This is a genomic window from Kamptonema sp. UHCC 0994, assembly GCF_029167235.1.
In the GTDB taxonomy this organism is placed as follows: domain Bacteria; phylum Cyanobacteriota; class Cyanobacteriia; order Cyanobacteriales; family Microcoleaceae; genus Kamptonema.
In genome coordinates this window covers 1-14,229 of the sequence record NZ_JARFTR010000042.1, presented here as the reverse complement: position 1 = coordinate 14,229, position 14,229 = coordinate 1, and the positions used below count along the sequence as shown (strand labels likewise).

Below are 14,229 nucleotides of genomic sequence, written 5' to 3'. Positions count from 1 at the left end.
TGACGGCAAAATTATGGCTCCGCAAGTGAAGAAAACCAGAATTTATCTAACCTAAAAATAGGTGTCAAAGTCTTGTTAGCGGCAAACTTATGGTTCTAGTAGCGGCAAAATTATAGGTAAAGTTACAATATCCATCATAAGGCATAAACGTCACACCATTTGTGGGGATTCCAGCAGCATTCCGATAGTAGGCATTAGCCGTAGTTGCAAGGGAACCAAGGGTTACGCCGTGAAAGCCATTGGAAAAAGAAATAATATTAGTTCTTCCTGTGACATTTCGGGCAATTTTCAGGGCTGCTTCCACAGCATTTGTACCTGTTGGCCCGGTAAATTGAAATTTATAATTCATGGCTCTGGGGCTGAGAATAATTGTTTCAAAAGCTTCGATAAACTCCCTTTTTGCCACAGTTGCCATATCAAGACTATGGGTAATACCGTCAGCAGTTAAATAATCTAATAAACGTTCTTTTAGTTTCGGATTATTATGCCCGTAATTTAAGCTACTCGCTCCACTAAAAAAATCAATATATTTCAAGCCTTGTTCATCTTCGAGAATAGCTCCTTGTGCTTTCTTAAACACAGTAGGGAAGGAGCGACAATAGCTTCGTACATTAGATTCTAGTTGACTGAATATCTTCATACCGAATTCACCAGATACCTTCATGCGGATTGTTTTATTATACCTCAAATCAGAATATTCGGCCTGCTGGGAGTTAGGTTTGAGGGGGGGTTAGGTATGAAGCAATGGGGGCAGTCAGGATGGATAAACGGGAAACAGCGATAAATTACAGTAATAGGCACAAAAAGCCAAAATCCGGGTTTTTTTGCCTAATTCCTAAATTATTCATTATTTTTCCCCAATTATTTCTGGGATTCACCTTTCTTTCCCTAACAGGACTTATGCACGATTACGTAACGCCGCCATCCTGGCGGTAAAGATACCGCCAAGATGGCGGCCGTACTGTGATTTTGCGTAAGTCCTATCTGAATTGATATAATGTTAAAGCGGTGTATGCCGCCTATACAGAATTGTCAACCGTTAACCATTAATACCAATTATTGTAACTAAATCCACTCGCCAAATTTCTACCCAAACAATACAGCCACCGATACACTAAAACCAGGTAACAAAGGACTGGTTAAATTATCTTCTTTAAACAAAGTCATCGCTAACTTCAAAACCCCATTTTCCCGGCGATAAACCTCAACTTTCTGCTGTAGTCGATCGAAAATCCAATATTCCCGCACACCTTGAACTGAATATAATTTTAACTTAGATTGTCGATCGCGCTTCTCATTTTCCTCACCCGGAGACATCACCTCGATCGCTAACTCCGGTGCCCCCCGCAAATGTCCCGATTCATCTAATATTTCTGCTAAACGTTCATTACTTACCCAAACCACATCAGGGATAACATTATCACCATCCGTGAAGATCAGACCTGGAACCTGTACAGCCTTACCTAAACCCGTCTGTCTTGACCAAATAGTTAACTCAACGCAAGCATTGTTAGCAACGTTTTGATGTTCCCAGCGGGGTGCTCTTGTCACGACTAATTCTCCTTCAACGATCTCATAACGGTTGCCATTATCAGGTAAAAATTCTAGATCGGCGCTTGTCCAACGGACTTTTTCTGTAGTTGACATAGCTTTAACTCCGCTCGGTTCTGTTTTAATTATAGTACAAATACAGCCATAATCAGAAGTAAAAATCAGGAAGCTATTACCCTCTTTGATTCAAACTAAGTTGCTCCTGACAGCGTTCGATATAGAGAGTCGCAACAGTATCTCCAGGATTTTGTTCAACAATTTGCTGAAAATATCCCAAAGCTGCTACTAATTTACCCACCCGCCATGCTTGAATTGCCTTCTTAAATAGTGGCTGAGTTACAAGTTTACCTTGAGTGGTAGCATCTATTTGTGTCCAGACTTCGTAAATATGAATAATCTGTTGTTTCCCGCGAGGTATTGTTTTATCAATCCATCGATAATGGTAATTAGTAATTGGTAATTGGTGATTGGTAATTGATAATTGGTAATTGGTGATTGGTAATTGGTAATTCTCCCCCTGCTCAAGAGATCCCCTGCTCAAGAGCTCCCCCGCTCTTCTTGCATGAGCGATCGCAGCTTCACTTACAATGATTGGACAACCGTAAATCTTGGTCAAACCTTCTAAGCGAGAAGCAGTATTTACTACATCGCCAATTACAGTAGAATCCATTCTGCGGTCAGATCCTAAAGTGCCAATCATGCCAATCCCAGTATTAATGCCAATACCGATATTGACAGGAGCTTTTAAGTTATATTGGTGGCGGTTAGCATTAAATTCCTGCAAGGTTTGTAGCATCCTAGTGGCAGCAATAATGGCATCTTGAGCGTGGGAACCTGGTTTATCAAATACAGCCATAATCGCATCCCCCAGGTACTTGTCAATAAAACCCCGATGGGAGGCGATACAAGCACCCATTTGGGTAAAAAAACCATTAAGCCATTCAAAAGTTTCGCGAGCAGCTTGGGATTCTGCGATCGCAGTAAATCCCCGAATGTCGCAAAATAAAATTGTAATTTCTTCTTCTGTAACGTTCCCCAACTGAATTGATTCTACTCCTTGCGGGGCAATCCGTTGGAGAAATTGCTCTGGCACAAATAGCCGAAACTTTTCTGATAGATATTCGTTCACTTCCCAAGCTGCTATTACCTGACGTTTAGTTTGTTCCTTTTCCTGTTGTCGTACTTGAGAGGAAAGTGCTTGCAATCGCATTTCGCTCAACTGCAAAATATTTTCAACTTTTGCCAATAAGAGGCGACTGTTAAATGGCTTAGTTAAATAATCATCTGCCATCATTTCTAATCCTTTCAACCGCGAACCATCATCGTTAAGAGCAGTGATAAATATTACTGGTATTGTTTTTAAACTCTCATCTTGCCTTAGACGTTCGCAGACCTCAAAGCCATCCATTTCTGGCATCATCACATCTAATAATATTAAGTCAGGTCGAGACTCCCGTGCAATTGAAAGTGCTTCGACACCACAGGCTGCCGACATAGTGGCATACCCTTTTAATTGCAGCAACTCTTCTAACAGAATAAGATTAGTTGGTTCGTCATCCACCAGCAGAATACAGGGTAATTTATTTAACATTAGCAATTAGCAATTAGCAATTAGCAATTAGCAATTAGCCAACGGAAATCTATTTCCCTTCAACAACCGATCAAAGAATGAATAGTTGCGATCGCAGAATTGAGATCCAAAGGCTTACTTAAATAAGCAGATGCACCCGCCGCCAAACACCGATCGCGATCTCCCGGCATCGCCAAGGCATTCACAGCAATCACTGGCACCGATTGCCATAACTTGTGAGTCTTGAGTTTGTGCATCAACTCAAACCCATCAATATCTGGCAGTTGAATATCCATCAAAATCAAATGGGGCAGGGCTTCCAGCGTTACTAAAGGCGAGTTAATCGCTTCCTGCATTGTCTTACCGTCGCTGATTAACTCCACTTTGTACCCCTCCAACTCCAACAACTCAGAAATTAGCATTTGGTTAAAAAGCTGATCCTCCACTACCAAAACCCGCTTGCTACAAACAGATTCCGATTTCGGAATAGCCGCAGAAATCGATGGAAGATCGGAACTAGGCGTGGAAAACTCCGATCGCATCTCCGTCAGAGGCAGCCAAACCCGAAAAGTGCTGCCAAAGCCGCAAGCAGATTGAAAAGAGATAGTCCCGCCATGCAGTTCCGCCAGCCGCTTGGTCAAGGCCAGCCCCAAACCCGTCCCCTCATGGCGGCGTGTCAAGGAAGAATCCACTTGCTGGAAAGGGCGAAATAGTAGATGCCAACGTTCTGAAGCGATGCCGATACCGGAGTCTTTCACCTCTAAGCACAAGTAAGGTGTACTCGCATTCACAGGAGAACAATCGGGGCGGTAATCGTCTTCGATCTCGCTACCGTAAGCTAAGCGTCCGCTCAGTTTAACTTGACCCGCCTCCGGCGTAAACTTGATCGCATTCGATAGTAAATTGATAATTATCTGCCGCACCCGTCGTTCATCGACCAGTACCTTTGTCAGGCGGTAGTCTAATTCTAAAGATAAAGCGAGCCGCTTTTTGTCAGCGCGGGGATGAATCATTTTCAAACAGTCGGTACAGAGTTCTTGCACATAGACAGGCTGTAAATCTAACTCTGCTTTGCCCGCTTCGATTTTAGAGAGGTCGAGAATTTCATTAATGAGCTGCAACAGATGTTGACCGCTTTTTTCAATCAAACTAACATGATTAACTTGGCGATCGCTCAGCGGCCCCGAAATTTGCCGTAGCAGCAAGTCAGAAAACCCTAAAATGCTATTGAGTGGTGTTCGCAATTCATGGGACATTGATGCCAAAAACTCTGACTTCAACTCCAAAGAGTGTTCTAATTCCTCATTAATTTGTTGTAGCCGTTCTTGAGACTCAGCCCTTTCAATTGCCACTCCCAAAGTGCGGCAAGCCGCCAGCAGCATATCTTTCTGGGGCACATCTTGCAGTCGATGCGAGTTGCGCGACTCCAAAGTTAAAACCCCGATAATCGTCCCATTCGTAGCGGGAATCGGAAATATCCCCAGTTGACCGATAGCTGGATGGCGGAATGCTGGTACAGCGTTGGGTTGGGCACTATAATCATCAACAAATACGGGTTTACCCGTTTCTACTACTTGCCAGAGCATCCCTTCACCATAGGGGATGCCTTGATTGAGCATTTCTTGCATTTTGGCTACTGCTGGTTCGCCGTAAGTCGCAATAAATTGAGCAGAAATCTTATTGGTGAGGACTCTCGCTTGCTTAGTCAGACCTTCACCGCTAATTACTTTAACATCTCCGAAGGCTGCATTCATTGCCTCCACTAGATAGCTGAGAGCAAATTGCCCTATTTCCTTGAGACTATCGGAGTTTTGCAGACGTTCGTTAAGACCTAAAAGAAATCTCAGCCGCCTCACTTCTGCATTTAAACTGGCTTGAGAACGCTGGTAGATGGTAACATCTCGAAAGTTAAACAGTCGTCCGCCACTAGATGTTACTGTGGTGTAAATTTCCCAACAGTCACCATTTGCTTGTTCGCAGTAGAAAGATACGCTCTCAGATTCACTTTGTTGTAAAGCTTGTTTAAATTCCTGCAACTGTTCGCTAGACCAGTAGCCTTTATTGACAATTTCGGCAAAAAAGAGGTCGGAACAGGGTTTTGTTGCCAGCCACTCTGGAGAAAGCCCCCAAGTTTTAGCTAGTTTCTTATTGAACAGAACTAGACTCTGGGAAGAGTCGAAGAGTGCGATCGCATTGTCTACTTGGTTAAGGATGAGTTGCTGCTCTTCCCTCAACCTCTGCAATTCCATCTCCATCATGGGAATTAAAAATTAAAAATTAAAAATTAAAAAAGGAAAAGAAGGAAATTTACGAATTTTATAGCAACCGCCAAGACCATTAGGACATACATCCGTAACGCCGCCTTCTAGGCGGTTCAATTACCGCCTAGAAGGCGGCGTTACGTAAGTCTTAATTGCCAAGAAGGTTGCTATACTACCGACTTTCATCAATTCTCCTCAATCTAACAGATTTAACTATGTCTTCGTGCCTATGCCAAAATTTCCCAACTGCTATAAAATAAATGAATTGTAAAGATTTGTTGACACTAGCTCAGTCAATCTGAAGCTGGTTACTCTGGGCTAGCATACAAAAGCCGGAAAGTCAACCCCAATACATAACTTTAGAGAGGATTGAACACAATGGCATTTGAACTTCCCCCCCTACCTTACCCCGACAACGCCCTAGAGTCAGGCAATATGTCGGCGAAAACCTTCTCATTCCATCACGATAAACACCACGCGGCTTACGTGACGAATCTCAACAAACTGATTGAAGGCACAGAATTAGCTGGTAAATCACTCGAAGAAATAATTCATGCCTCCTTCAAAGATTCGTCCAAGGCAGGTATTTTCAATAATGCCGCTCAGGTGTGGAACCATACATTTTTCTGGAGTTCCCTAAAACCTGGTGGCGGCGGAGTTCCTACTGGTAAACTAGCTGACAAAATCACTGCTGACTTTGGCAGCTTCGACAAATTCAAAGAAGAATTTAAGAATGCTGCTGCAACACAATTTGGCAGTGGTTGGGCGTGGCTAGTTTTGGATAAGGGAACTCTGAAAGTAACGAAAACTCCTAATGCAGAAAACCCGTTAGTTCACGGACAAACTCCGCTGCTAACTTTGGACGTATGGGAACACGCTTACTACCTGGATTTCCAAAACAAGCGCCCTGACTTCATTGGGAATTTCCTAGACAATTTAGCTAACTGGGATTTCGCAGCAGAAAATCTAGCAAAAGCTGCTTAGAATTTGAGCTAAAGGCGATAGCGTCTTCAAAAGCAAAGACTAAAGACAGCCGCAATTAATAACGCGGCTGTCTTCTTAAATAGCAAATCTATTTGTAACGCCGCCCTCTGGGCGGTAAAAATACCGCCCAGAGGGCGGCGTTACGAAAAGCGTGCGTAAGTCGTAATTATATTTCTGTGAAAAAATGGATAGTAAAGAATTAGCCGAATATATCGAAGCGACCGATGGTATTTCCAAACCTTGGCTGTTAGTACAACTCCGTATGAAAAAACTTCAAGAACGAGCTGGCGAACTTTCCCCAGAAGAGTATACAACTGCGATCGCAGATATTCACAAAGACTTAATGAATTTAGGCGAATGGTGGATAGGCATCGAAGAGGAAGAATTTGGGAAATCCTTGTGAATATCTGCGATCGCGATCGCAGTCCCTTTTAAGTTAAAGTTTATTCAAAACCCCTCGCAGCTTGCGAGCAAACCAGGAAGCTCTAAACACTCAACTCTTCCCAGCCATGTCTAAGAGTAAAAAGACTGCGACCAAAACTCCTGCTGAAATCAATCTCAGCGACCACCAATACTACTTCAACCGAGAACTGAGCTGGTTAGAGTTTAACAGCCGGGTACTGCACGAAGCCCTCGACCCGCGCACCCCTCTGTTAGAACAGCTCAAGTTTATGGCCATTTTTAGCTCAAACTTAGACGAATACTTCATGGTGCGGTTAGCGGCCCTCAAACAACAGGTAGAAGCAAACGTCAGCCAATTAAGCCCCGACGGCCGCACTCCTCAAGAACAATTAGACGTAATTAACAAAAGACTCTTACCGCTAGTTTCTCAACAACACGCCTATTTTGAGCAAACAGTGCGGCACAAATTAGCAGCTAACGGTATTCATATCCTCGATTACATCGACCTCAATCAAGAACAGCGGACATACCTGCACCGCTATTTTGAAGAACAAGTATTTCCCGTACTCACACCTTTAGCAGTTGACCCCAGCCATCCTTTCCCCTATCTTTCCAATCTCAGCCTCAATCTGGCCGTAGTAATCAAAGGCCCAGATGATGATGAAGAATTATTTGCCCGCGTTAAAGTCCCTAAACTTTTGCCCCGGTTTGTGCCTTTGCCAGCAGATTTACAATTGCAGCAAAAAAGTCAGTCGGCAATTTGGACGGGAGTTCCATTAGAACAGGTAGTAGCTCATAATTTGGAGTCCCTATTTCCGGGGATGAACATTCAAGAATACCATCCTTTTCGGATTACTCGCAATGCTGATTTAGCAGTAGAAGAAGACGAAGCGGACGATTTGTTACAAGCAATTGAACAAGAACTCCGTAAACGTCGTTTTGGGGGTTCTGTGGTGCGACTCGAAGTTCAAGGGAGTATGCCCGCAGTGCTGCGAGATATGTTGGTTGAGGAGTTGGATTTAGGAGAGAAGGATGTTTATGAGGTAGATGGGTTGCTGGGTTTGGGGGATTTGATGAGCTTTATGGCATTGCCAGTACCGGAACTCAAAGATCCCCCTTGGACTCCCGTAGTTCCGCCTCGCCTGCGGCGATTAAGTGAATTGAATGTGAAATCTGGCCAATCAGATATTGATGGGGAAGAAGATATTTTTGCGGTGATTCGTCAGCGAGATTTGATGCTGCATCACCCTTATTATTCTTTTTCAGCTACGGTGCAGCGGTTTATTACGCAGGCGGCTTTTGACCCTGCTGTGTTGGCGATTAAGATGACTCTTTACCGCACTTCTGGGGATTCACCAATTGTTAATGCTTTGATTTCGGCGGCGGAAAATGGCAAGCAGGTCGCAGTGTTGGTGGAGTTAAAAGCTCGATTTGATGAGGAGAATAATATTAATTGGGCTCGGAAGTTGGAACAGGTGGGGGTTCATGTTGTTTATGGTTTGGTGGGGCTGAAGACGCATACTAAGATTGTGATGGTGGTACGCCGGGAGGAAGATAGAATTCGCCGTTATGTACATATTGGCACTGGAAATTACAATCCGAAAACTGCCCGACTTTATACAGATTTGGGACTGTTAAGTTGTCGGGAGGATTTGGGGGCGGATTTGACGGATTTGTTTAATTTTTTGACCGGCTATTCGCGTCAGCATTGTTACCGGAAGTTGTTGGTTGCACCGGTGAATATGCGCGATCGCTTTTTGGCGCTGATCCGCCGAGAGGGGGAACACTGCAAAAATGGTAAGACGGGTAGGATTGTGGCGAAGATGAATGCTTTGGTCGATCCGCAGATTATTGCGGCGCTTTATGAAGCTTCGATGGTGGGGGTGAAAATTGATTTAATTGTACGTGGTATCTGTTGTTTGCGCCCCGGAGTTGAGGAGGTTAGCGACAATATTAAGGTGGTTAGTCTTGTGGGTCGCTATCTGGAACACTCGCGGATTTTTTACTTCCAAAATGGGGGTCAGGAGGAGGTTTATATTGGTTCTGCTGATTGGATGCGGCGCAATCTTAGCCGTCGAGTTGAGGCGATTACTCCCGTTGAAGACTCGGAAATTGCTAAGGATTTACAGGAGATTCTGGGGATTATGTTAGCAGATAATCGTCAAGCTTGGGATTTGCAGACTGATGGCCATTATATTCAGCGTCGGCCTTCTCCTAATAGTCCAGAAGTCAGTTCTCAGCAAATTTTAATGGAGATGGCTTTGGATTAGTTAACGGTTAACGGTTAACTGTTAACTGTTAACGGTTAACGGTTAACGGTTAACGGTTAACTGTTAACTATCAGGAAAGGTGCGCTTGAATTCTTCGATCAAGTCGTCAATTTCTTCGATAGCTTGACTTACATCAATTTTGAGAATACCTAAATCGGGTCTTTCTAGTAGCCGCACTAGGGTTTCCCGCTTGCTTTCGATTGTTGCTACCCGTTCTCTAATTGTTTGTGCATCCATTGTCTGTTTCCTTTGCTACTTTTAACAAAAATATATAACTATAACAGCCAAAAATTGCTATTATACTCAGCGAGAGAATTGAAGCTGATTGAACTCAGCGGAGGAAGGGAGGGCGTTTGGTATTTGCAGGTTTGTTCTTAATCATCTCAGACAAAAATCGCTTCAGTGCTTTCTCGCGATTTTTCATAAAAGCGGCCCAGAATCCCGGTTGATACTCATCCATTGTCTTAGCTAATGCCCAAACATCGATCGCTAAGATATTGTAGAGCCTTTCATCCTCGCGTTTGAGGGAGTTAATCTGCTCTAGGATTGACCTATTTTGGTCAACTGGTGGTCTATTGACAGTAGTAGCTTGTCGATTTTCATCTTTGAGCATGGTCTGAGATGGAGTTAAGAGGGTTAGGTTTGGCGATCGCAAGCTGCGATCTAGATATCTTGATGATACTGGCGATCTGGATGGCAGTCCCGGATTAACCCAGAATAATTAATTCTTAACTGCTGAGTTTATGTTAGCTCTAGCGGAAATGGCGATCGCTTGACTCTACACCCTGATTTGATGATGATACACCATTGAGTTGAGCGTTGCGAAAATAGTTGCAACTAGACGGGAAACCGACAGGTCTAAGCTTACACCAAACTCAACTAGCAATAGTTATTTTTGCTTGCAGACAAGGATTGTAATATCATCATAAACCTTTTAAGTGCCGATACGATCCAGCAGGTCTGCGATCGCGGCCTCTCTGATTTCTAATGCTGACTTATGACAATTTAGCCTGACCGATTCACACAGCCGCTTTCTGCTAAACTATTATCAATCTGGACTTAAGCATCAATAACGGTTCTTAATTAGCAATTAGCAATTAGCAATTATCCTGTTCTCATGCAACTGAAAACCGCTATCTTCTCTGCATCCCGCAAACTAACCTACTGAATATGTTACGTCAAATTTCTTTAGCGATCGTCGGCTTAGTTGTCGGCGGTATTTTAACACTTGGTGGATTTTGGGCCTACTTCGCTGGTAATCCTACCCTCAATCTGGCAGGATTTTTTTACGGAGTTCCACTGCTACTAGGAGGTCTAGCCTTGAAAGCCTCTGAACTCACCCCAGTACCTTTTACCACACCCACAACTCCCGAAGTATTGGCCCTGCGAGAACAGCAGGCTACGCCTACTCAAAATCAAGTTCGTAAGGATGTAACTCGTTATCGCTACGGTCAAGAAGCTCATTTAGATGATGCTCTTAAACGCTTGGGTTTATCTCCCACAGGTGAGGAAAGGCCTTTGCTCAAAGAGTTGCAAGAAATTAGCATTGATGGTGCTTATACTTTAGTTCTGACATTTTATTCGCCGTTATTTCCCCTAGAAACTTGGCAAGAAAAACAGGACAAAATTGCTACTTTTTTCGGCCCTGGTTTAAAAGCTCAAGTTACTCAACCTGCTGAGAATCAGATTGATTTAGCTTTAATTGCAGTCAAAGCTTAGGGAAGGAAAATGTAATAAGGAAGAAGGGAGATGAGGAAAATGGGAAGGCTTTTTCCCCAATTAGTAATTAGGAATTAGCAATTAGCAATTAGCTATAAATCTTACTTTTCCAACCGCACAGCATACCATTGTAAAAAGTTTCCAGGCCCAACATCTAATTCACAATAAGTGTCGATCAAATGTTGAGCTTGAGCTTCCACCGAAGTAAATTTTTGCACTTCCCTTGGCACATCATCCTGTCGTTGAGCTAAAATCAGCTTCAGCTTTTCTAACAGTTCTGCGGTAGTCAAGAATTGCTCTGGCTGGTTTTGCTCCAAGACTACAAAATGGTTCTCTTCATACATTAATGAATCTGGCATTTTTGTTCCTCTATCAATTATTCGTAACTCACGTAACGCCGCCCTCTGGGCGGTCAAAACACCTTCTGCAAAGTCGCCTTACCGAGCAATCTTAAATTATTAATGACGATCGCAACTTCGCCATGCCCTCATGTTAAAATAAAATCATTGAACACAATTCCCACCGGATTACCGCTATTAATTTTCCTACTCAAGCATTTTTGAGTGATTTTGTCAAGGAATATACAAGTAAATTTTCTGATTACAACTGGCACTGCATCCATGACTCAAACTCCCATCGCTCCCACCCAACGCAAGCTTTCTAAAGCAGAAGGCTGGAAAGAACGCAGTAACTATCTGCGGGAACCAGTTGCAACTGAGCTGTTGCAAGACACGACGCATTTCACCGAAGACGGCATTCAGATCCTCAAATTTCACGGTTCCTACCAACAGGATAACCGCGACAATCGGGTTAAGGGTCAGGAGAAAGACTTTCAAATGATGCTCCGCACCCGCAACCCTGGGGGATTCGTGCCACCGCAACTCTACCTTACCTTAGACCGACTCTCTGAGGAATATGGCAACGGTACGCTGCGGGCCACAACTCGTCAAGGTTTCCAGCTACACGGCGTTTTGAAGAAAAATCTCAAAGTCGTGTTCTCGTCAATTATTAAAAGTATGGGGTCAACCCTAGGGGCTTGCGGCGACTTAAACCGCAACGTAATGGCACCGACAGCACCCTATAAAAATCGCCCAGACTATGAGTTTGCCAGAAAATATGCCGATAATATTGCTGACTTACTCAAACCGCAGACTGGTGCTTATTACGAGATTTGGCTGGATGGCGAAAAGGCAGTGACGGCCGAAGAAGACCCAGCAGTAAAGGCCGCCAGACAGCAGAATAAGAACGGGACTATCTTTGAGGACAAGGAAGAGCCGATTTACGGGGCGCATTATATGCCCCGGAAGTTTAAGTGCTCGGTGACAGTACCGGGAGACAATTCCATTGATTTGTATTCCCAGGATCTGAGTTTGGTGGTCATCGTTAACTCCGCTGGGGAGTTAGAAGGGTTTGACGTATTTGCTGGCGGGGGATTGGGCCGCACTCACAATAAAGAGGAAACTTTTGCACGGGTAGCCGATGAAATTTGCTATGTGGCAAAAGATGATGTTTACGATTTAGTTAAGGCAGTTGTGGCGACGCAAAGAGATTATGGCGATCGCGCCGACCGCCGCCACGCCCGGTTAAAATATCTGATCAATGACTGGGGCGTGGAGAAATTCAAGGCCAAAGTAGAAGAGTATTTTGGCAAACCCCTGTCAGCTTTTAAGCCTTTACCTGAGTGGAAATACTATGATTTCTTAGGTTGGCACGAACAGGGTGACGGCAAACTTTTTGTCGGCATTTCCATAGAAAATGGCCGAGTTAAGGATGAAGGCGGATTTCAGCTAAAAACGGCGCTGCGGGAAATTGTGCAGAAATACAACTTGCCGATGTTAGTTACACCGCACCAAAATGTACTAATTTACGAGATTTCAGCGGAACATAAGCAGGCAATTCAAGCAATTCTCGATCGCTGCGGAATTAAATCGGAAACTGCGATCGACCCCTTAGTGCGCTATTCAATGGCTTGTCCGGCAATGCCGACTTGTGGGCTGGCGATTACTGAATCAGAACGAGTAATACCGGGAATTTTAGACCGGATTCGCGCAGTTTTGGAAAAATTGGGGATGCCACAGGAGCATTTTGTGGTGCGGATGACTGGTTGTCCCAATGGATGTGCGAGACCTTATATGGCAGAATTGGGTTTTGTTGGGAGTGCGCCCGAAGCCTATCAAGTTTGGCTGGGTGGTTCTCCTGACCAGACGCGGCTAGCAAAACCTTTTGAGGAGAAAGTGCCTTTTAATGGCCTGGAAGCTTTTCTAGAGCCGATTTTTGTTTGTTTTAAACAAGGACGGAATTTAGGAGAGAGTTTCGGGGATTTTTGCGATCGCGTTGGGATGGAATATATCCGTCATTTTGTAACCAACTACCCATCTGCTGCCTCGATGACCACTGAGACCAATGAATTAGAAGTTACTGCCAGTAACGACAATGGGGATGAGACAGGCCCCGCAGGTGCTGCCAAAGTCCGTCGTCGAATTAGCGTTCGCGATGAAATCTACAATGAGCTGAAAGATGAAGCAGCCCGTCAGGGTAAGCCGATAACACAGCTAGCTACAGAGGCAATCTCGGCTTACTTGAAACAAATCAAGGAATAAGGCTGAGCCGATGGTAGGTTTTAGATTGTAGATTTGAGATTGAATAAAGTCTTGGATTGAATATCTAAAATCTAACCTCAAATGGCCCAATTACAACGATTAGCGATCGCTCCTTCTCAACTCCAAGATCGACAAATTCTCCTGACTGCACAGCAGCAGCATTATTTGTATCGAGTTTTGCGGTTGAGAGAGGGCGATCGCTTTTTAGCGATGTACGGGCGAGGACATTGTTGGCTGGCTGAGTTAGCAGCAGTAGATGCAGTTGCCGTTATACAAGAGGAAGTTTTTATTAAAAGTGAGTTGGATGTAGAAGTGACGCTGATGCCAGCTTTACCCAAGGGGAACGGCTTTGACGATGTTGTGAGGCAGGCGGTAGAGTTGGGGGTATATTGTATAATACCTCTGGTTAGCGATCGCACCTTATTAAAGCCGAGTTCTCAGAAGATTGAGCGGTGGCGGCGGATTGCGGCTGAGGCGGCAGAGCAGTCAGAACGGGAAATTGTGCCTGCAATTTTAGAGCCAGTTTCCTTTGCAGTTGGGGTAGAAAATTGCGATCGAAAATATCGATATATTTGCGTTGCTCGCGGGAATTCTAGACATTTATTAGATTGCTTATTAGATAATAAAATAGAAAAGGAAGAATTCCCAATTCCCAATTCCCAATCAATTGTAATAGCTACAGGGCCAGAGGGAGGATGGACGGATGGTGAGGTAAAAAGTGCGATTGAGTTTGGTTTTCAACCTGTTTCTTTAGGGAGTAGGATTCTGAGAGCGGTGACAGCACCGATTGTTGCATTATCAATAATTGCCGGAGTATTAGATAGGCGATAATCTAATTTCGTAACGCCGCCCTCTGGGCGGTAAAGTCACCG

General features: G+C 44.1%; 13 protein-coding genes. 6 read left to right on the top strand and 7 right to left on the bottom strand.

The features are described 5' to 3' along the window. Positions 1 to 64 precede the first annotated feature (64 nt). The 4 genes from PY364_RS03820 to PY364_RS03805 form a co-directional block, all read right to left on the bottom strand. Positions 65 to 640, bottom strand: a complete 576-nt coding sequence (locus PY364_RS03820) for an aminotransferase class III-fold pyridoxal phosphate-dependent enzyme (RefSeq protein ID WP_275520761.1) — start codon at positions 638 to 640, stop codon at positions 65 to 67. A gap of 446 nt (positions 641 to 1,086) precedes the next feature. Continuing rightward, positions 1,087 to 1,647: a Uma2 family endonuclease gene (locus tag PY364_RS03815; protein WP_275520759.1), complete on the bottom strand. Its 561-nt coding sequence runs from the start codon at positions 1,645 to 1,647 to the stop codon at positions 1,087 to 1,089. Between the two features lie 76 nt (positions 1,648 to 1,723). Continuing rightward, complete coding sequence (locus tag PY364_RS03810; RefSeq protein ID WP_275520756.1) at positions 1,724 to 3,142, bottom strand: response regulator; 1,419 nt, start codon at positions 3,140 to 3,142, stop codon at positions 1,724 to 1,726. Between the two features lie 59 nt (positions 3,143 to 3,201). Further along, positions 3,202 to 5,370 (bottom strand): ATP-binding protein, encoded by a 2,169-nt coding sequence (locus PY364_RS03805; RefSeq protein ID WP_275520764.1) that lies wholly within the window; start codon positions 5,368 to 5,370, stop codon positions 3,202 to 3,204. 390 nt (positions 5,371 to 5,760) lie between these two features. On the opposite strand from PY364_RS03805, the gene PY364_RS03800 reads away from it, so the two are divergent. The 3 genes from PY364_RS03800 (at position 5,761) to ppk1 (ending at position 9,038) form a co-directional block, all read left to right on the top strand. Beyond that, complete coding sequence (locus PY364_RS03800) at positions 5,761 to 6,366, top strand: superoxide dismutase (RefSeq protein ID WP_275520754.1); 606 nt, start codon at positions 5,761 to 5,763, stop codon at positions 6,364 to 6,366. Positions 6,367 to 6,550: 184 nt separating this feature from the next. Then, positions 6,551 to 6,769: a hypothetical protein gene (locus PY364_RS03795; RefSeq protein ID WP_275520752.1), complete on the top strand. Its 219-nt coding sequence runs from the start codon at positions 6,551 to 6,553 to the stop codon at positions 6,767 to 6,769. A gap of 106 nt (positions 6,770 to 6,875) precedes the next feature. After that, positions 6,876 to 9,038: a polyphosphate kinase 1 gene (gene ppk1 / locus PY364_RS03790; protein ID WP_275520750.1), complete on the top strand. Its 2,163-nt coding sequence runs from the start codon at positions 6,876 to 6,878 to the stop codon at positions 9,036 to 9,038. A gap of 63 nt (positions 9,039 to 9,101) precedes the next feature. On the opposite strand, the gene PY364_RS03785 is transcribed toward ppk1, so the two are convergent. Together PY364_RS03785 and PY364_RS03780 are read right to left on the bottom strand one after the other, a co-directional pair. Then, positions 9,102 to 9,275, bottom strand: a complete 174-nt coding sequence (locus PY364_RS03785) for a hypothetical protein (protein ID WP_275520748.1) — start codon at positions 9,273 to 9,275, stop codon at positions 9,102 to 9,104. Between the two features lie 94 nt (positions 9,276 to 9,369). Further along, on the bottom strand, positions 9,370 to 9,651 hold the full coding sequence (locus PY364_RS03780) for a hypothetical protein (RefSeq protein WP_007358276.1): 282 nt from the start codon (positions 9,649 to 9,651) through the stop codon (positions 9,370 to 9,372). A gap of 557 nt (positions 9,652 to 10,208) precedes the next feature. Here PY364_RS03780 and PY364_RS03775 point away from each other — a divergent pair. Further along, positions 10,209 to 10,757 (top strand): DUF2854 domain-containing protein, encoded by a 549-nt coding sequence (locus PY364_RS03775; RefSeq protein WP_275520744.1) that lies wholly within the window; start codon positions 10,209 to 10,211, stop codon positions 10,755 to 10,757. Positions 10,758 to 10,858: 101 nt separating this feature from the next. Here the strand turns inward: PY364_RS03775 and PY364_RS03770 are convergent, their stop codons facing one another. Beyond that, positions 10,859 to 11,116 (bottom strand): chlororespiratory reduction protein 7, encoded by a 258-nt coding sequence (locus tag PY364_RS03770; protein WP_275520742.1) that lies wholly within the window; start codon positions 11,114 to 11,116, stop codon positions 10,859 to 10,861. A 261-nt stretch (positions 11,117 to 11,377) separates the two neighbouring features. Here PY364_RS03770 and sir point away from each other — a divergent pair, with 261 nt between their 5' ends. Then, positions 11,378 to 13,357 carry a sulfite reductase, ferredoxin dependent gene (sir, locus tag PY364_RS03765; protein WP_275520740.1) on the top strand — a complete coding sequence of 660 codons (1,980 nt, stop codon included), beginning with the start codon at positions 11,378 to 11,380 and terminating at the stop codon, positions 13,355 to 13,357. 81 nt (positions 13,358 to 13,438) lie between these two features. Further along, complete coding sequence (locus PY364_RS03760; protein ID WP_275520738.1) at positions 13,439 to 14,188, top strand: 16S rRNA (uracil(1498)-N(3))-methyltransferase; 750 nt, start codon at positions 13,439 to 13,441, stop codon at positions 14,186 to 14,188. Positions 14,189 to 14,229 lie beyond the last annotated feature (41 nt).